The 16,261-nt window shown below is 71.7% G+C and carries 14 protein-coding genes and 1 pseudogene; 7 read left to right on the forward strand and 8 right to left on the reverse strand.

The window, feature by feature from the left end; translation table 11 throughout:
- Positions 1 to 2,218: 2,218 nt before the first annotated feature.
- A complete protein-coding gene (locus ACZ6JT_RS30625) occupies positions 2,219 to 2,752 on the forward strand; it encodes a hypothetical protein (RefSeq protein WP_469214712.1) in 534 nt (177 codons plus the stop codon).
- A 532-nt stretch (positions 2,753 to 3,284) separates the two neighbouring features.
- Here the strand turns inward: ACZ6JT_RS30625 and ACZ6JT_RS30630 are convergent.
- The 4 genes from ACZ6JT_RS30630 to ACZ6JT_RS30645 form a co-directional block, all read right to left on the reverse strand.
- Positions 3,285 to 4,508, reverse strand: a complete 1,224-nt coding sequence (locus ACZ6JT_RS30630; RefSeq protein ID WP_469214714.1) for a hypothetical protein — start codon at positions 4,506 to 4,508, stop codon at positions 3,285 to 3,287.
- Between the two features lie 573 nt (positions 4,509 to 5,081).
- Positions 5,082 to 5,453, reverse strand: a complete 372-nt coding sequence (locus ACZ6JT_RS30635) for a VOC family protein (RefSeq protein WP_469214716.1) — start codon at positions 5,451 to 5,453, stop codon at positions 5,082 to 5,084.
- A gap of 152 nt (positions 5,454 to 5,605) precedes the next feature.
- Positions 5,606 to 6,616 (reverse strand): Rossmann-fold NAD(P)-binding domain-containing protein, encoded by a 1,011-nt coding sequence (locus ACZ6JT_RS30640; protein WP_469214718.1) that lies wholly within the window; start codon positions 6,614 to 6,616, stop codon positions 5,606 to 5,608.
- 62 nt (positions 6,617 to 6,678) lie between these two features.
- Complete coding sequence (locus ACZ6JT_RS30645; protein WP_469214719.1) at positions 6,679 to 7,203, reverse strand: GNAT family N-acetyltransferase; 525 nt, start codon at positions 7,201 to 7,203, stop codon at positions 6,679 to 6,681.
- Between the two features lie 234 nt (positions 7,204 to 7,437).
- Here ACZ6JT_RS30645 and ACZ6JT_RS30650 point away from each other — a divergent pair, with 234 nt between their 5' ends.
- Positions 7,438 to 8,841 carry a L,D-transpeptidase gene (locus ACZ6JT_RS30650; protein ID WP_469214720.1) on the forward strand — a complete coding sequence of 468 codons (1,404 nt, stop codon included), beginning with the start codon at positions 7,438 to 7,440 and terminating at the stop codon, positions 8,839 to 8,841.
- A gap of 90 nt (positions 8,842 to 8,931) precedes the next feature.
- Positions 8,932 to 9,630 (forward strand): HAD family hydrolase, encoded by a 699-nt coding sequence (locus tag ACZ6JT_RS30655; RefSeq protein ID WP_469214722.1) that lies wholly within the window; start codon positions 8,932 to 8,934, stop codon positions 9,628 to 9,630.
- Between the two features lie 60 nt (positions 9,631 to 9,690).
- On the opposite strand, the pseudogene ACZ6JT_RS30660 reads toward ACZ6JT_RS30655, so the two are convergent.
- Positions 9,691 to 10,222, reverse strand: a pseudogene (locus ACZ6JT_RS30660) (hypothetical protein).
- Positions 10,223 to 10,279: 57 nt separating this feature from the next.
- Here ACZ6JT_RS30660 and ACZ6JT_RS30665 point away from each other — a divergent pair.
- Positions 10,280 to 11,122, forward strand: a complete 843-nt coding sequence (locus ACZ6JT_RS30665) for a class I SAM-dependent methyltransferase (protein WP_469214723.1) — start codon at positions 10,280 to 10,282, stop codon at positions 11,120 to 11,122.
- Between the two features lie 42 nt (positions 11,123 to 11,164).
- Here ACZ6JT_RS30665 and ACZ6JT_RS30670 read toward each other — a convergent pair whose 3' ends face one another.
- Positions 11,165 to 11,518 (reverse strand): PRC-barrel domain-containing protein, encoded by a 354-nt coding sequence (locus ACZ6JT_RS30670; RefSeq protein ID WP_469214725.1) that lies wholly within the window; start codon positions 11,516 to 11,518, stop codon positions 11,165 to 11,167.
- A gap of 259 nt (positions 11,519 to 11,777) precedes the next feature.
- Here ACZ6JT_RS30670 and ACZ6JT_RS30675 point away from each other — a divergent pair, with 259 nt between their 5' ends.
- Positions 11,778 to 12,314 carry a DUF5133 domain-containing protein gene (locus tag ACZ6JT_RS30675; RefSeq protein ID WP_469214727.1) on the forward strand — a complete coding sequence of 179 codons (537 nt, stop codon included), beginning with the start codon at positions 11,778 to 11,780 and terminating at the stop codon, positions 12,312 to 12,314.
- A gap of 393 nt (positions 12,315 to 12,707) precedes the next feature.
- The gene (locus ACZ6JT_RS30680) at positions 12,708 to 13,268 is read left to right on the forward strand and encodes a hemerythrin domain-containing protein (RefSeq protein WP_469214729.1); all 561 of its coding nucleotides are present in this window, start codon (positions 12,708 to 12,710) and stop codon (positions 13,266 to 13,268) included.
- Between the two features lie 34 nt (positions 13,269 to 13,302).
- On the opposite strand, the gene ACZ6JT_RS30685 is transcribed toward ACZ6JT_RS30680, so the two are convergent.
- Both ACZ6JT_RS30685 and ACZ6JT_RS30690 read right to left on the reverse strand, forming a co-directional pair.
- Positions 13,303 to 13,926, reverse strand: a complete 624-nt coding sequence (locus ACZ6JT_RS30685; RefSeq protein WP_469214731.1) for a nucleotidyltransferase family protein — start codon at positions 13,924 to 13,926, stop codon at positions 13,303 to 13,305.
- Positions 13,927 to 14,217: 291 nt separating this feature from the next.
- Positions 14,218 to 14,970, reverse strand: a complete 753-nt coding sequence (locus tag ACZ6JT_RS30690) for a DUF72 domain-containing protein (RefSeq protein WP_469214733.1) — start codon at positions 14,968 to 14,970, stop codon at positions 14,218 to 14,220.
- 269 nt (positions 14,971 to 15,239) lie between these two features.
- Here ACZ6JT_RS30690 and ACZ6JT_RS30695 point away from each other — a divergent pair, with 269 nt between their 5' ends.
- On the forward strand, positions 15,240 to 16,175 hold the full coding sequence (locus ACZ6JT_RS30695; protein WP_469214735.1) for an RNA polymerase sigma factor SigF: 936 nt from the start codon (positions 15,240 to 15,242) through the stop codon (positions 16,173 to 16,175).
- The last annotated feature ends 86 nt before the right edge of the window (positions 16,176 to 16,261 follow it).

Below are 16,261 nucleotides of genomic sequence, written 5' to 3' on the forward strand. Positions count from 1 at the left end.
CCACTGCTCGCGGAACCACGAGGCGGTCGGCTGGTGTGTGTGGGCCCGGGTGGTCTCGGCTGCGGCGAGGAGCAGTGCGGCGCGGACCGTAGCGTCGCGTTCCGTGGCGAGCCTGGTGGCGAAGGCGTTTCGGACCGTGCGGTCCGGGTCGACTGCGGTGGCCAGCGCGTAGGTGGCGTCGATGCGGAGGGTGGGTCTGGGTCGTCGAGAAGGGGCAGGAGTGTGGGTGTTTCGGCAGTGATCGCGGCTCGGGCAGCGGCGACCGACCAGCCCGCGGGGTAGCCGGTCACCTCAACGCCGTAGTCGTCATAGTCGTCTGGGGCGTGGCGCCGAGGGTCAGTGCGGTGGAGAAGGAACTCCTCGCGGGAGGCGACGCCGAAGTACCGGGCGCGGGCCGGGGCGGAGAGTACACCGAGGGCGTCGGCACGGTATGGGTGACGGAGATCGGTGGCGATGTGGATCAGGAACGGTACGGCGAGGGCTGCTGCCGCCCGGCTGTCGTTGGCACACAGACCGTCAAGCACGCCCGTCGCGCGGCAAGGGGGGCTGTCGCCGGTGTGCAGCAGGTGAGCAGCCTCCCGGGCACGGTCCCCGTGGGGGAAGTTCCCCCACGGGACGGCGTCGAGGAGGAAGGCGCGCTTGGCCTCGGGCCGGATGACGGCCACCACCGCCCTCACATCGAACACGCCTCCCACAAACGAGGCCAGATCCGCTCCGTCCACCAGCGCACGGCACATCGCGAACGTCGGATCGGTCCGCCAATCCCCCACACCACACCCCCACCAGGATTCCCAGAAACTCGATCATGCACTCCCTTCCCCGATGGCCGACGGCCGGGCGTCCAGAGCACCTCCCGACCCACCACGAACCGCCGCGAATCCGGAGAGCACCCTGCTCAGGGAAAACCTTCCGCAATCTATTTGGCCGACTAGCGTGCTCAAGCACCAACCATCTCGGTCAGTCTCACCAATCCGCACAAGGCACTGCCCAGCCAGGTCCACGCTCACTGGCCAGCAGAACACTCCGGGCCAACGAGAACGCACAGTCACAGCTGCGGCCGATCGACGGAGCAGTGCCATTGGCCCTTGTATTCGAACATTTGGTTGAATTAGCGGATGACGTCCATCCGCTTCCCTGACGACCTGCTCGCGACCTTCAGGCCGCGTGGCTGCGCACCTACGCCTACCTGGCCCGTCGGCCCGCGCAGGCCGGCACCACGACGCTCCGACGTCGGCTAATCACGCTCTCCTGCCGCATCGAGGCGCACCTTTTCTGGGTGGTTCCGGGCCGCTCCCGGGCTGCCCGGGTCGACCTGCGCCGGCGCGCCCTGGCCCGCGCGTGGGTGGCTGCGGCGTGAGCGGTGAACTGGGCGGCCCGAGACCGGTGCCCGGGTTCCCCGACGACGTGGTCGCGCTGCAGCAGCGGCGGACTCGGATTTTTAACCGGCTGGCTGGAGATCCTCCGGGAGACGGGCACGCGCTGCGCATGGCACGGCTCGGGCTCAGCTCCGGGTAGACGCTCACCCGCACTGGGCTGTCACCGAGGCCGGCTAGAGCGGTCCCGCCCGGCGAAGCCGAGCCGGCCACGGTCGCGTCCCGGCGGTGGAGCGGTGAGCGCCCCGGCACCCGTGGCTCCGCACTGGCCGACCACCCTGGTCCTGGTCGACGGCCGGGCTCTCCAGGTACGGCTGTACGAAGGTCAGGACCTTCCCGACCGCTGGGTCCACAAGATCGGCATGCCCACGTACGTCACCCTCGGAGGCGGACCGGCCCAGCCGTCGGAGTACACGGTGCGGGTGACAGCCGACCTGCGGAGTCGGGCTGGACGCTCCAGATCCTCCCGGCGGCCAGGACATGGGCACCCTGGAAGCGCTTGGCGCCCTGCATGCGGCCCAGGGTCGACGCGCCGTGACTGCACGGCCGCCGAGGTGCCGGTCCAGGCGCTGGCGGCCGGCTCGGGAGGCGCATAGCGGCCCGTCACTGGCCCCGGGACGTCTTCGGACCCTGGTCACCTGGCTCCCGCACTCCGAAGGGCTGCAGGTCAGAGCCCTTGGTCTCGGGCCGGTGCCGCTCGGGCGGGGGCTTGTCACGTGCCTGTGACAGTCGGCGGACTGCGTCGTGAAGTGCGGCGGTCAGTCTTTTAACCAGACGGACAAAACAGACATTTCACCACTGTCCTTCGATTCTTACCCCCACCCCCTCTTTTTGGAGTAATTCTCATGGCTCGCACTTCTCGGAAGCAGCGTTTCTCGATGTTCGCCGTCTCGGCCGCGATCGTCGGGGGAGGCGTGCTGCTGCCCACCAGTGCATTCGCCGCGCCGGCCAAGCCGCAGGTCGGCGAGTCGGTCACGCTGGTCGCCGAGCACGCCAAGAGCGGCCACGAGAGCAAGGGCAAGAAGGACAACCGCAACCACAAGGGCAAGAAGCACGGCAAGAAGAACCAGGGCAAGGGCAAGAAGCACGGCAAGATCAAGGACGTCGAGAACATGCCGGGCTGCAAGTTCTACCAGGGCACCGTCTACTGCGAGCACAAGCCCGAAAAGCCCGCCCCCACCCCGGAGACCCCGGGCACGGAGACCCCCACGACGGAGACCCCGGGCACGGAGACGCCCACCCCGGAGACGCCGACCACCGAGGAGGCTCCCGCCGCGGAGCAGACCCCGGCCGCGGAGGAAGCTCCGGTACAGGAGTCCGAGTCCTCCCCTGAGACCGGCGAGGCCCCGGCGGAAGCAAGCCCAGGCGCTGCCGGCTGAACCGGAGACCCGCCGGCGTAGCTTCCCGCGCCAGACCGGTTCAACCGGTGCAACGTTCGTGCAGCGGATCAGCCCCTCCGTGCCCGTCGGGGCACGGCAGGGGCTTTGGTCTGCCCTGCCGCCCGGATGCCGCTCCTACCCGAATCGGACCGCAAGCGCCGGATCGGCCAAGGTGACGCGATGGGAAGTCCGGCGTTGTCCTGCATGGATGCGCTCCTCAACAGGTCACAGAGCCGCGCCTGAATTGATCAGCGGGGGCGAGGCCTCCCCGGGGCGCTGACCGCGACGCGCAGCCCACGTAAGCGCAGTGGTGGGTGGCGGTCGGGGGCAGCCGTTCGGCCGGGTCCATGTCGGCCTTGGATAGGTTTGACTTCGCGGTGACGAGAACGGCCACCTGGTGCTCAGGGGTGAACCTCCTCCCGCTGAGTGGATCTCCCGACTTCATAGATGGCCTGACGTGCGGATGGAGCCCCGCAGGGCAGAGGAACCCCCCGTTGGCAGCCGAATCCATGGACGTGGCGGGAGGGGGCGGTCAGCGTCGGGAGCGGCTGCGGGTGATCAGCCAGGTGCCGCCGACGATGAGCAGGGCGAAGACGGCCAGCCCCGCGCCCAGAGCAGTGAGCAGCCACAGGCGCTCGCGCAGCTTCAGGGTGCCGCTGAGGGTGACTTGGAGGGAGCCGACCGCGAAGGCGATCGCCGAGGTGAATACGGCGACGAGTTCGACGGCCCGTACGCCGGAGCGATGCATGGCGCGCTCCAGGTCGGCGTTGGCGGTGTCCTGGCGCCGCCAGCGGGCCTCGTGCTCTGCCTCGCGTGCCGCCCGTAGCCGGGCCTCCTGGATGGCGTCCCGCTTGACGAGGTATTGCTCCAAGAGCAGTTCGCGACTGAAGGCCCCATGGCGGGCGAGCATGGCCAGAGCGGCGTCGACGTGTGACAGGGCCTGCTCGTGGTCGGCGCACAGGTGGTGGGCGGTCGCGAGGCGGAAGCGGAACATGTGGTTGTCGGGGTAGGTGTCCACCGCCTCCTGCGCGAGCCTGCGAAGGATTTCGCCCTGCCCGTCGAAGGGCACCGAGAACGCCAGCCCGTTCAGGCACACGTCCACCACGTGCCGCGAGCGGTGCGGAGCCGTCCACGCCCGGTCGAGGAGGTCGCGCGCGTGTTCGGTGGTCAGGGCGCGGCTGCCGAACGCCGCGAAGGAGCGCAGCGCCAGGACCACAGGCTCGTCGCGGCGGGGGCCGGCTGTGGTGGCGAGGGCGGAGGTGGTGAGAACGGCGTTCAGGTCGTCGAAGGCGAAGTTCGCGCGGAGTTTGCCCGCGTGGTAGAGCAGCACGGTCAGGGCCAGGTCGGCGGCCTCAGGGGTTCCGGCTATGTCTCGGGCCGCTTCGTCGAGCTGTTCGCGGGTCTCCAAGTGGGACCGGTTGATGAACCCGTTGCCCAAGGTCCACTGCTCGCGGACGGCGGAGCGGCATCCGGCCGTGGTGTGCACGGCGATCCAGCGTGCGCAGGCCAGCGCGGTGTTCGAGGACGGACTGTCCGCGAAGCGCCGCCGCCAGTAACGGTCGGCGCAAACGAACAACGGATCGGTCGCGAAGTCCGCGGACCGCACCTCGAAGTCGGGTTCCTGCCCGCTCTCGTGCAACTGGAGGGCGGCCTCCTCGGCGATGCGACCGAGCTCGGCGGCATCGGCGCCCACCACCTGCGCCAGCCGGACCCGGATCTGCTCGTGCACCTGTTCCTGAGCGGCCGACGTGTCCATCACTTCCCCCTGTGTGATCGTTCTCCCACGGGAAAACCTACAGGTGCAGGTCAACGCGGCTCCACCAATGGGCGCGGCGTTCCCGGCCACCCCGAACGGGCCGGGCTGGTCGCGTCCGCCCTGCGTGGTCGGGCGAGCCTGACCGGACTGGAGGCCGACCGCCGGGCCGCGCGGGAGCAGGCGGAGCGGATGAGTCGGCGACCGGGTGTTGCCCCCGAGCCCCACGTGGAGACCTTGAGGCCGCGCACGACGCGCTGTCCCGCGTGCAGTGGTCGGCGGGCGGTCCACGTCGATTCGCCCCTGGTTGAGGCCGGCGTACATCGTCCGTGTTCACGTTGATGTTCCGGCAGGAGCGTCAGCTCGACCGCGAGTGCACCGCACCCGGCGCACACAGCACCGCGTCCGCCCACTCGAACAGCACGTTCGCCGCGCACGGCCAGACACACGTACAGCTCTCCCCGGAGCGGCTTCAGGCAGCACGTGATCAGACCAAGGTCGCCTCTGCCGCCGCCAAATCCACAGGCCCGCCGCCCCGTTTGAGTCATTTCCGCCGCCGGACCCCACAGGGCGGGGTCAGGCTCCCTCGGGGGTGATCAGGCAGAAGGGATGGCCGACGGGGTCCTCGTACACGCGGTATCCGATCGGCTTGTCCGAACCATCCAGCAGCGTCGCGCCGAGGGCGAGCACCTGGGCCTCAGCCGTGTCGAGGTCCGGGACCATCACGTCGATGTGCATTTGCTGAGGACGCGCGGAATCCGTCCAACGCGGCGCGCGAAAATCGTCCACCCGCTGGAAGAGGACCACCGGGGTGCCAGCCGCGTTCTGGAGCACGACGAAGTCGCCGGTGTCGGGCTGTCTTGAGAGCGACAGCAACTTCTCGTAGAAACCGGCGAGTTCATCCGGGTCGGGACAGTCGATGACAACGGTGTACAGGTGTCCGATCATCCGGCTCAGTCTGCCACTGCTCGCGAGCGGGCCGAACGGCAGGGAGCTTGTGGCTGGACTTTCGGTGACCTTGAGCAGAATCGAGCTCGCAGACTGGCGAGGGGAAGTCGCGGCGGAAGCCGGGCGGTGCGATCGGCTGTGTGCCTGCAAGGTCACTCACCTGGGGTCGACAGCCGGTCGGTCAGCGCGGTGAGCAGTTCGCGCTCGCGGGTCGTGCTCAGGCCGGCTCGGCGGGAGCGGTCCAGCCCCTCGGCGCGCTCCCACCGCAGGAGATCCTCCAGCATCTCCACGCGCGGGCGGTGGCGCAGGCCGGCCGCGCGCGCGGCGGCCCCGCTGCGTGCGGAGAAGCCCGCCCATTGCGGATCCGTCATCCACATGGCCAGCGACTCGGGACCCATGAACTGCCCCACCCCCTGATCCAGGAGCCACTGCGGGTCCGCCGTCGCCACCGGGCCGTCGTGGCCGGCCACGCGCCGCGACAGGTCGACCCACTCGTCGAAGGGGACGACGGGCCCGACGGCGTCGAAGGTCCCGGTGGATCCCCGCTGGGCGAGGTCCAGCAGCCAGCCCGCGAGGTCGCGCACGTCGACCGTCTGTGTCGGCAGTCCGGGGGAGTGCGGTACGAGCATGGGCTGGTCCACCTCGCGGGCGGAGCGGGCCACCCAGTACCCCGTACGCCCGCTGTGGTCGCCGGGTCCGCCGATCAGGCCGGCCCGGGCGACGACGAGCCGCTCCCCGACCGCGGCGCGCGAAGCCGCTTCGCAGGCGACCTTCGCCTCCCCGTACTCGTCCCGTTCGACGTACTGCCCCTCGGTCGGCGCCAGCAGCGCGGCCGACTCGTCGGCACCGACCGTGCCGTGGTCGGCGTAGGCGCTGACGGAGGAGACGTAGGTCCAGTGCCGGGCCCGCCCCGCCAGGGCGCGGAGCGCCCCGTGGACGAAGGCCGGCTGCCACGACACCTCGATCACGGCGTCCCAGTCGCGGTCGACCAGGCCGGCGTAGGCGCAGTCCTGCTTCCGGTCCGCCGCCACCAGGCGTGCTCCGGGGACGACCGTCCCGCTCTCGCCGCGCGCCAGGCACGTCACGGCGTGCCCGCGCCCCAGCGCCTGCCCTGCGATCTCACGGCCCAGCCACGCGGTTCCGCCCAGTATCAAGAGGTCCATCCGCCCACTTCAGCAGATCGGGAGCGCCGGAAGCCCCGCGGTTCGCGCTCGGCGAAGGGTCGTCACAGGTCGCGCCGCATGCAGGCGCGGGGCCACCGGTCCAGGCCGTGTTCCGACTCGCGGGCGCGGATCTCCCGCAGGCCGGGGGTGAGGGCGCCGTCGTCCAGTAGCCGGAAGCCGCAGCGCGCGTAGTACGGGGCGTTCCACGGCACTTCGGTGAAGGTGGTGAGCGTCAGGGCGGGCACCCCCTCGCGCGCCGCGAGGCCGGCCAGGTGTTCCAGCAGGGACCGGCCGATTCCGCGGCGCGCACGCTCCGGACGTACGGACACCTGCTCGACGTGGAAATTGCCGTCGACGCGATCGGCGATCAGGTACGCGACCGGGACGCCGGGGTCCGGGTCGACGCCGGCACCGTCGACCCAGACCCAGGCCATCGCAGCCCGCTGGTAGCGGCCGAGCTCGTCGAGCGTCAGCGGTTCGTCGTCGGCTATCTCCGCCATGCCGATGTCCCGGAAGGACATCCCGGCGGCCCTCTCGATGTCCTGGAGGGCGGTCAGTTCGTCCATGTGTGCTGCGCGAAGGGGCATGGGCGCATTGTCGGGGGCAGGGCCGTCCGCGGTCACCCGGATATCGCCGCCCCGACACGCCCCTAACCGGTCGGTCCGGCCGGGCGGTTGTGCTCCGTACGAGTTCTCTTGGGGTGCCCGTTCGGCCCCAGAGCCGAGTCCATGATCATCATTTTGGCCCTCCATTGGTTTGATACGGCTATGCCACGAATGCGACGGACGCGACCGACCAGGACGTGGGGCGCCGTTGCTGCGGTGACGGGGGCCATGCTGGTCGTCGCCGCAGCGCCGGGCCGGGCGCCCGATACGGACACGACGGAGCGGACCCTCGCCGGTCCGCAGCGGGAAGCAGCGGTCACGCTGCTGGTGGGGAGGGTGCTGGAGGAAGGCCACGAGGCCGACGGAGGGCGGTGCGCGGTACGGATGTTCCGGCCCGGACTGTGCAGCGGCTGGCAGGAGCAGCGGGTGCTCGCCACCGCCCGCGGGGTGGGGTCCGTACTGAAGGAGCCCGCCCTGTACGAGGGCTACGCGGCGCGCGCCGCCCGGCAGCAGGTGCTTCCCACGGACGCCGGCGGGCCGCTCGAGATCGCCCTCGCCGATTCCGGCCGCATCACGGACGTGACCGTGCAGGACGGACACGGGCGCCGGCTGGCCGGGGAGCTCGGCCCGCACAGCGAGCGGTGGCTGAACACCGAGCCGCTGCGGGCGGGGGAGACGTACACCGTGCAGGTCGGCGCCCAGGACGCGGACGGCACCCCGGTCGGCGTGACCATGGCCTTCCGGACCGCCCCGCCCGCCGACGGCGGCAGGCTGACGGCCGAGTTCGGGCCGGGCCCAGGCACGTACGGGGCCGGGGAGATCGTGACGGCGTCCCTCAGCCGGCCGGTGCCCGCCGAGGACCTTCCGGCCCGCGCCCGCCTGGAGCAGGCCCTGCAGGTGACCTCGGAGCCGCACGTCGAGGGGGCCTGGCACTGGGTCGACGACTCCACCCTGCACTACCGGCCCCGTACGTACTGGCCCGCGCACACCGTGGTGCGCGTGCGCAGCGGCCTCGACGGGGTCGAGCTCGGGGACCACGACTACGGAGGCCCTTCCGACGACGTGCAGTTCACCATCGCGGACCGGATCGAGGCCGTCACCGACTCCGCCACCCACCGCATGACCGTACGCCGCAACGGCCGGGTCGTCAGGACGATCCCCGTGACCACAGGAAAGGCCGGCTTCCGGACCCGCAGCGGAATCAAGGTCGTCCTGGGCAAGGAGCCCAAGGTCCGGATGCGCGGGGACACCGTCGGCATCCAGCGCGGCACCAAGGAGTTCTACGACCTGCCCGTCCTCTACGCGACGCGCGTGACCTGGAGCGGCGAGTACATCCACGCCGCGCCCTGGTCGGTCGAGGCGCAGGGTGAGGAGAACGTCAGTCACGGCTGCACGGGCATGAGCACCGAGGACGCCGCCTGGTTCTTCGACACGGTCCGCGAAGGCGACATCGTGGAGGTGGTCAACAGCGGCGGGGCGAAGATGGCCCCCTTCGACAACGGCTTCGGCGACTGGAACATGGACTGGCGGACCTGGCTCGCGGGCAGCGCCCTCGCGGACGGGGCGGGAGACACGCACGGTTCACCGCCCTCCCCGTCCCGGCTGCACCCGACCACCTGACGCCCCGCCACCGGTCCCCGCCCGGCCCGGCCGGCCCGGCCGGCCCGGCCGGCCCGGCCGGCCCGGCCGACCCTGGCCTACGATCACCACATGATCAAAGGAGTGATGTTCGACTTCTCCGGCACGCTGCTGCGCATCGAGTCGACCGGCGAGTGGCTCGCCGCCGCCCTCGCGGCGACGGGCGTGTCCCTGGCCGAGGGGGAGTTCGACGAGACGGTGCGGCGGCTGACGGAGTACGGCGCACTGCCGGGCGGGCCGGCGCCCCGGCAGGTGCCCGCGCACCTCGAAACGCTCTGGCGCGAACGGGACATGAGCGCCGACCAGCACCGGGCCGCCTACGGCGGACTGGCCCGGGAGGCCGGCCTGCCGGCACCGGAACTGCTGACTGCCCTCTACGACCGCCACATGAGCCCCGCCGCCTGGCGCCCCTACCCTGACACCGGGCCGACGCTGCGCGAACTGCGCCGGCGGGGGCTGCCGGTGGCCGTGGTCAGCAACATCGGCTGGGACCTCCGGCCGGTCTTCCGCGCGCACGGGCTGGACCAGCTGGTCGACGCCTACGTGCTCTCCTTCGAGCTCGGCGCGCAGAAGCCCGACCCGGAGATCTTCCGGGTCGCCTGCGGCCGGCTCGGACTGGCGCCCGCTGACGTCCTCATGGTCGGCGACGACCGCCACGCGGACGGCGGCGCGCGGGCCCTCGGCTGCCCGGTCCACTTCGTGGACCACCTGCCGGTCGACCAGCGCCCCGCCGGGCTGGAGCCGGTCCTCGGCCTGCTCGCATCGCCTTAGCCGAGGCGGACGAGGGGTCGGCCTCAGACCGCGGCGCCGGCCTCAGGCCGCGGCGCCGGCTCAGGCCGCGCCGTCGTCCACGTTCCACTGCCGCGGCAGCGCCCCGTCGCAGAACACGCAGAAGAAGTCGTCCTCCCGCACGATGTTCAGCTCCCGGCAGGCGGGGCACCTGCGGAACACCACCTCGTGGGTGAAGCCGGGCGGGTGCGCGAGCCCCAACCGCGTCCAGCGCGTCCGCGACGGCCGGCCAGGAGCCGGGGTCGGGGCAGTAGCCCGTCGACTGGTTGCTGACCTCGTGGACCGCCCAGCGACCGGACTCCCGGCGGAAACCGATCTCACCGGCGCCGAGGACCGGCAGGCCGCCGGCGCACACCACGTGCTCACTGCGGCGCGGCGCCAGCCGGAGGACACCGGTGGTGTCGACGACGAAGGTGAAGGGCTCGGCCCGTTCCGTCGGCGTCCGGGCCGACACCGACGCCCAGGCGTCGAAGTCCGCCGCCGAGCGGATCGACCGCCCCTCGCTCCCCGGCCCGACCAGCGCCCGTAGTTCGGCCGGCCCGACGTACCGGTAGCGTCTTCCCCGCCCCTCCATGTCCGGCACCCTAAACCGGCAGGCGGAAAGCCCGCCGCCTGTGCCATCCTCGGGGCCATGCCCGATACCGGCTCCGACACCGACGGCGGACTCGCCCTCAACCGAGCGCTGTGGGACGAACGTGCCCGGATCCACGGCTCGACGCCCACCGACCGGTTCTACGACGTCGAGTCGTTCGTCGCCGGGCGCGAGACCCTGTACGCCCTCGAACGGGAGCTGGCCGGCGACGTGGCCGGCAAGGACCTGCTGCACCTGCAGTGCCATTTCGGGATGGACACGCTGAGCTGGGCCCGTCTCGGAGCCCGCGTCACCGGCGTCGACTTCGCGCCGACGGCGGTCGAGCGGGCCCGGCTGCTGGCCGACCGGACCGGTCTCGACGCCACGTTCGTCGAAGCCGACACCCAGCGCCTGCCCGCCACCCTGGCCGCCCGCTTCGACCTGGTCGTCGCCACCTACGGGGTCCTCTGCTGGATCGCCGACCTCGACGGCTGGATGCGCGGTGCGGCGATGGCGCTGCGCCCCGGGGGCAGCCTGGTCGTCGTCGATCTGCATCCGGCATTCCAGGCGGTCGCCGCCCTCGATCCGCTGGTCGTCGACTGGCCCTACGGCGGCGGCGCGCCCCACCTCGAGACGGTGACCAGCACCTACGCCGACCCAGGCCTGAGCCTGCCGGCGCAGGACTCCGTCCAGTACCCGTACTCGATCGGGGAGATCGTCACCGCGGCCGCGTCCGCCGGCCTCACGGTGAAGCACCTGGGCGAACACGTCGCCGCCGAGCTCGACCCGCGCGGCTTCCTGCCCCAGGGCCAGGACGGCCTGTACCGGCTCCCGTTCGGGGACTCCCACCTCCCCGTCCTGTACTCACTGCGCGCCGAGTCGCCGCCCCCGCACTCCTCCTAGTACGCCGCCTGGTGCGGCGGGAAGGGGTGGACCCCGGGGGCCTCAACTGTGGAACTGGCTGTAGTGCCGGGCGAACTCGTCCAGGTAGCCCGCCTGGCCCCGGTACTTGATCTCGTCGAAGTCCGGGGCTGCCTTGATCTGGTCCTTGGTCCGGTCGACGTAGACCTTCCGCTCGGCCGTGTCGATGCGCTGGATGGTGCCGGCCGGGAGGAGCACGTGCTTGCCGAAGATCCAGACGCCCGTGTCGACGACGAGATGGGCGGCGTCGACGGCATCGGAGTGCTTGTCGACCTTCCCGATGCCGCCATCGGTGGCCTCGACCTTGAACCCGACGAGGTCGAGGCCCGGCTCGTGTCCCGAGGCCGGGTCGTAGCCCCAGATCTCTTTCTCGGTCATGGTTCATCCCTCTCCGTACGAGGTGACCGTCCCTGGCGGGCACGCGTCACCGCCCCGCACCACCGGCTCCCGGGCGCCTCCACGGATACGGCCGGCCCATGCGCGGGCGGCAGGCACCCGGTCGGCCGTCCCTTTCAGTCCCAGGATGCGCCTCGGTTGAAGCTTTGCCTGCGGCAGGTGCACGGCGAGTAAGCGAGGGTAAACCCTTCATGACCCCGTTGAGGCCCCCGTTTGCCTTCGGTTGAAGGGATGATTCCGTATGGCTCCTCGTATTCGTCGATCCTCGGCCGGAAATCCCTCCGATGTCACTACGGGGAGAGCGTCCGGCGGCGGCCCTCTGGCCGGCGATCCGGAGGTGGCGCGGGCCGTGGGGATGATCATGGCGTTGACGCCGTGCTCCGCCCGGGACGCCCGCGTCGTCCTCGCGGCGGCGGCCCAGGCCGCCCACGTCACACCCGCCGAACTGGCCCGGGTCATCGTCGCCGCGCCGCACGGTACGGCGCTTCCGGCCCACGTCGAGCGGGCCCTGCGCCACGCGGTGGAATCCGCCCGCAGCCCGGTGCGTCCGGCGCCCGCACCGGCTCCACCGGTGGCCATGCTCGCCAACCGCGCCCTCACCGAGAAGCTCCTGGCCCGGTTCCGGGCCTGTCAGGCGAGCCTGGCCGCGGAGCCCGGCAGCGAGGAGGCGCGCCGCGAGATGGACGACGTGACGTACACGCTGTGCGTGCTGATGGGCCGACTCCGCGCGTACGACGCCGTCATGGCGGCACAGGACCGCCTCGACCTGTCCGCGTAACGCCGACACGGGGACAGCCGTTTTCGGCCAGGGAGAGTTCTCTGCCCCAGGGGGTCGGTGTGTTGTCTCCAGCATCTCCTCCACGCGGGCGCCGGTGTGCCGCAGGAACTCCACGGTGGCACAGGCCCAGAAGGCGCGGTGCTCGACGCGGTCGCCTTGGCCCGGGTAAGCCGTTTGCGGTCGGCGGTCTCGGCCGCCTTGGGCGGCAGGGCGCCACCCACGGGCCCCAGCGGCCATCCCGGCCGCTGCGGCATGACCCGCGACGGACTGCCGGCGGCCCTGGCCGGCACTTGCAACGCGGCGTAGGGGTGCCGCATGGGCCGCGCCCTTCGGGGCAGGCGCCGACGAGTGGATCCGGGCGACCGCCCGGACGGATCCGAATCGGAGGTAATCATGGGACACGGCGGAGACGTGGTGCGCGAACTGACCTTTGACCACGACGAGGTGAAGGAGTACTTCGCGCAGCTGCGCGCCACCACCGACGGGAAGCGCCGGCGCGAGCTGGCCGATCTGCTGACCATCGAGCTGGTCCGCCACTCGGTCGCGGAGGAGGAGTACCTCTATCCGGCCATCCGCGAACACCTCGACGGCGGCGACCGGATCGCGGACAAGGAGATCGCGGACCATGCCCGGACGGAGAAGCTGCTCAAGGAGCTGGAGCAACTCGATGCGGAGGCAGCCGAGTTCGCCGACCTGGTGGAGGAACTGCGCACCGAGGTGCTCGCCCACATCAAGGACGAGGAGGAGAACCTCTTCCCGGCGCTGCAGCACAACTGCCGGCAGAGCGAACTGGACCGCCTGGGCGACAGCATCCGCCGCGCGAAGAAGCTGGCGCCCACCCGCCCGCACCCGGGCACTCCGTCGACGCCGCCGGCCAACAAGCTGCTCGCCCCCGGCATCGGCCTGGTCGACCGCGCCCGTGACCTCGTCACCGGACGGGGCAAGGGAGCCTGACCGGCCCGGCCGGCCCTGAGGGGCTGACCGTCACTCAGGGCCGGCCACGGGGGCCGATGACGCGCAGCCGCTCCAGGAGGTACAGGAACGCGTCGGCCAAGGGCGCCGACCGGTGGTCGTCGTCCAGCCGCCGCCAGTCGATCTGCTCCCGCAGCATCCGCGCCATCGGCAGCAGGTCCCCGAAGTCGCAGTAGTGCTCGCACAGGGCCGCGAGCTTGCTGTCCATGAGGTCCGTGGGCGACAGCACCGGCATCCAGACCGAGTCCACCGGCACAAGCACCGCCCGGTCCAGCAGCTCCCTGCTCACCGGACGCCGGGCGAGCTCGAAGATCAGGTCGATCTCCTCCCCTCCGGACCGGCCCTTCACCAGCCAGTCCTCGGGGGCACGGCGCATCGCGATGCCGCCGTCCTCCAGGGCCTTGATCACGGCCTCGGAGTCCTCGGGACGCACGCAGAAGTCCGTGTCGTGCTGGAAGTGGGCCGGGACGCCGTGCGCGAACGCGGCGACGCTGCCGGCGAGCGCGAAGGGCTGGTCCGAGGCCTTGAGGAGCGCCGCCACGCGCTTGGTGGTCTCCAGAATGGCCTGCGTGTGGTCCTGTGGCAGCCGGGCCCGGTCCTCGGCCTGAAGATCCCGGTCTGTGCTGGGACGTGCCTTCATGCGGCGCGCCTTACCGTTCGGATGCCGGGCAAACCCGCCTTGCCGCCCGCGCGGCCACCACCGGGCGCGAGCGGCGTCTGCCGGGCGGGACACGCGGCACACCCATCGGTAGACAGCCGACACACGGCGAACGGCCGCCTTCCTGTACTGGGGGCGGCCTCATCGGCTTCGCCGGCGGGACCGGCGTGGATCCGTCCCCCTGCCGGCGGCGAAACTGGTCCGCCCCGGGTTCGTGACCACGGGGCGGCAGCCGAAATCTGCCCGGCCCGTACGTCCTCAAACCACCCGGCCTCAAACCACCCCGCGGGGCATCACCGGAGCCCGCGCCCCCACGAGCCGGCCGAAGGCCAGGGCGTCCGCGACGGCCGCCCCGCCCGCGTCGTTGTTGAAGTAGGCGAAGACGTCGGCCTCCGGAGGCCAGGCGTCCGCGATCCGCCCGGCCCATGACGTCAGCGCGGTCCGGCCGTACCGGGGGAAGGGCCGGGCGCGGCCCTCGTGGAGGCGTACGTATCCCCATGCGGCCGTCCGCCACAGCGGCGTGACGGGCCGTGAACCGCGGTCCGCCCAGCACAAGGCGGCCCGGCGCGCGACGAGCACGGAGCGCACCTCGGCGGTCCACCACGAGTCGTGCCGCGGCTCGACGGCCACGCGCGTGCCGCGCGGGAAGCAGGCGAGACAGGTGTCCAGGGCCTGCGGGTCCGCGCGCAGGGTCGGCGGCAGTTGCAGCAGCACCGGCCCCAGGCGGTCGCCGAGCGCACCGCTGTGGTCCATCAGGCGCCGGACGGGCTCCTCCGGGTCCCGGAGCCGCTTGATGTGCGTCAGGAAGCGGCTCGCCTTCACGGCCATGAGGAAGCCGGGCGGCGTGCGCTCCCGCCAGGCGGCGAAGGTCGCGGGGTCCGGCAGCCGGTAGAACGCGTTGTTGCTCTCGACCGTGCCGAAGTGCCGGACGTACTCCTCCAGCCACAGCCGTTGCGGCACGCCCGGGTACAGGACCCCCGCCCAGTCCTTGTACTGCCACCCCGAGGTGCCCACATACACCGGCATGACGCCGTTCACCCCTCGCCGCCCGCAGGGACCTCCCATCCGAGGCCCTGCTCCTGCACGGCTGCTGCCCGCTGCGCCGGTGGCCATGCCTGCCCGGGCCCGGTGCCTGCCCGGCTCCGGCACCGGGGTGTACCGGGGTGTACGGCAGTGGGGTATGCGGCAGGCGAAAACCGGGCGATTGGGCGAGTCGACAGCCGCGCAAGGGGTATAAATCGGGGTGAAGCCGACTGAACGGTCCGGTTTCCCGTCGGAGGCGGAGGCCCCCTCTCATGACTCCGAATACGTCCAGTGCCACCCCGCACCCCTCCCGCGCCCACCCGTCGTACACGGCGTGCCGCGACCCGGCCGATCCGCTGGCCGAGCCGCGGAAGGCCAGCACGGCCGACGCGCGGACCCTGTCCGTGGTCCTCTTCCGGAGACTGAGCACCCTGACGGAGGGAACCGCGGAGTACTCGTACGTCCGCAACACCCTCATCGAGCTCAATCTCAGCCTGGTCAAGTTCGCGGCCCGCCGCTTCCGCGGCCGCAGCGAACCCATGGAGGACATCGTCCAGGTCGGCACCGTGGGCCTGATCAAGGCCATCAACCGGTACGACGTGACGCGCGGGGTGGAGTTCACCTCGTTCGCCCTCCCCACCATCACCGGCGAGATCAAGCGCTTCTTCCGCGACACCAGCTGGGCCGTGAAGGTACCCCGCCGCCTCCAGGAGCTCCGCCAGGGGCTGGCCAGGGCCTCGGACGAGCTGGAACAGACCCTGGGCCGGCTCCCCACCGACGCCGAACTGACGGCACACCTCGGGATCAGCGACGCCGAGCTGGCGGAGGGCCGGCAGGCCGCACAGGCCTACTCCTCCCGCTCCCTCGACATGACCGTGCAGGACGACGCCGACCCCGGCACGGCCCAGCGCGCACTGGGGCGGGAGGAACCGGCCTACGAGCGGATCGAGGACCTGACGGCCCTCAAACCGCTGATCGAGCGGCTGCCCGAGCGGGACCGGGAGATCCTCTCGTTGCGCTTCGGGCAGGAGATGACGCAGTCCGAGATCGGAGAGGTCCTCGGCATCTCGCAGATGCACGTGTCGCGCCTGCTCAACCGCACCCTGCGGAGCCTGCGCAGCGGACTCCTGGCGGACGCCCCACCGGCCGACGAGCCGGAGGCGGAGCCGTCGTCGGGCCCCGTACGGGAGCCCTCGGCGTCAGGCTGACGGCGTAGGAGGGGGGCGCGAAGGCGCGAGGGCACGGGCCGGCACCGTACGTGACGAGATGCGCGAGACGCGGCAGGAGACGGCGC

This window comes from Streptomyces sp. NPDC046308 (genome assembly GCF_055588065.1).

Bases quoted from the DNA above. Each gene is read 5' to 3' on its own strand.
- ACZ6JT_RS30685 (WP_469214731.1), bottom strand. From the start codon at position 13,926: ATGAAGGCACGTCCCAGCACAGACCGGGATCTTCAGGCCGAGGACCGG.
- ACZ6JT_RS30645 (WP_469214719.1), bottom strand. From the start codon at position 7,203: ATGCCCCTTCGCGCAGCACACATGGACGAACTGACCGCCCTCCAGGAC.
- ACZ6JT_RS30665 (WP_469214723.1), top strand. From the start codon at position 10,280: ATGCCCGATACCGGCTCCGACACCGACGGCGGACTCGCCCTCAACCGA.
- ACZ6JT_RS30670 (WP_469214725.1), bottom strand. From the start codon at position 11,518: ATGACCGAGAAAGAGATCTGGGGCTACGACCCGGCCTCGGGACACGAG.
- ACZ6JT_RS30690 (WP_469214733.1), bottom strand. From the start codon at position 14,970: ATGCCGGTGTATGTGGGCACCTCGGGGTGGCAGTACAAGGACTGGGCG.
- ACZ6JT_RS30675 (WP_469214727.1), top strand. From the start codon at position 11,778: ATGGCTCCTCGTATTCGTCGATCCTCGGCCGGAAATCCCTCCGATGTC.
- ACZ6JT_RS30695 (WP_469214735.1), top strand. From the start codon at position 15,240: ATGACTCCGAATACGTCCAGTGCCACCCCGCACCCCTCCCGCGCCCAC.
- ACZ6JT_RS30630 (WP_469214714.1), bottom strand. From the start codon at position 4,508: ATGGACACGTCGGCCGCTCAGGAACAGGTGCACGAGCAGATCCGGGTC.
- ACZ6JT_RS30655 (WP_469214722.1), top strand. From the start codon at position 8,932: ATGATCAAAGGAGTGATGTTCGACTTCTCCGGCACGCTGCTGCGCATC.
- ACZ6JT_RS30680 (WP_469214729.1), top strand. From the start codon at position 12,708: ATGGGACACGGCGGAGACGTGGTGCGCGAACTGACCTTTGACCACGAC.
- ACZ6JT_RS30640 (WP_469214718.1), bottom strand. From the start codon at position 6,616: ATGGACCTCTTGATACTGGGCGGAACCGCGTGGCTGGGCCGTGAGATC.
- ACZ6JT_RS30635 (WP_469214716.1), bottom strand. From the start codon at position 5,453: ATGATCGGACACCTGTACACCGTTGTCATCGACTGTCCCGACCCGGAT.
- ACZ6JT_RS30625 (WP_469214712.1), top strand. From the start codon at position 2,219: ATGGCTCGCACTTCTCGGAAGCAGCGTTTCTCGATGTTCGCCGTCTCG.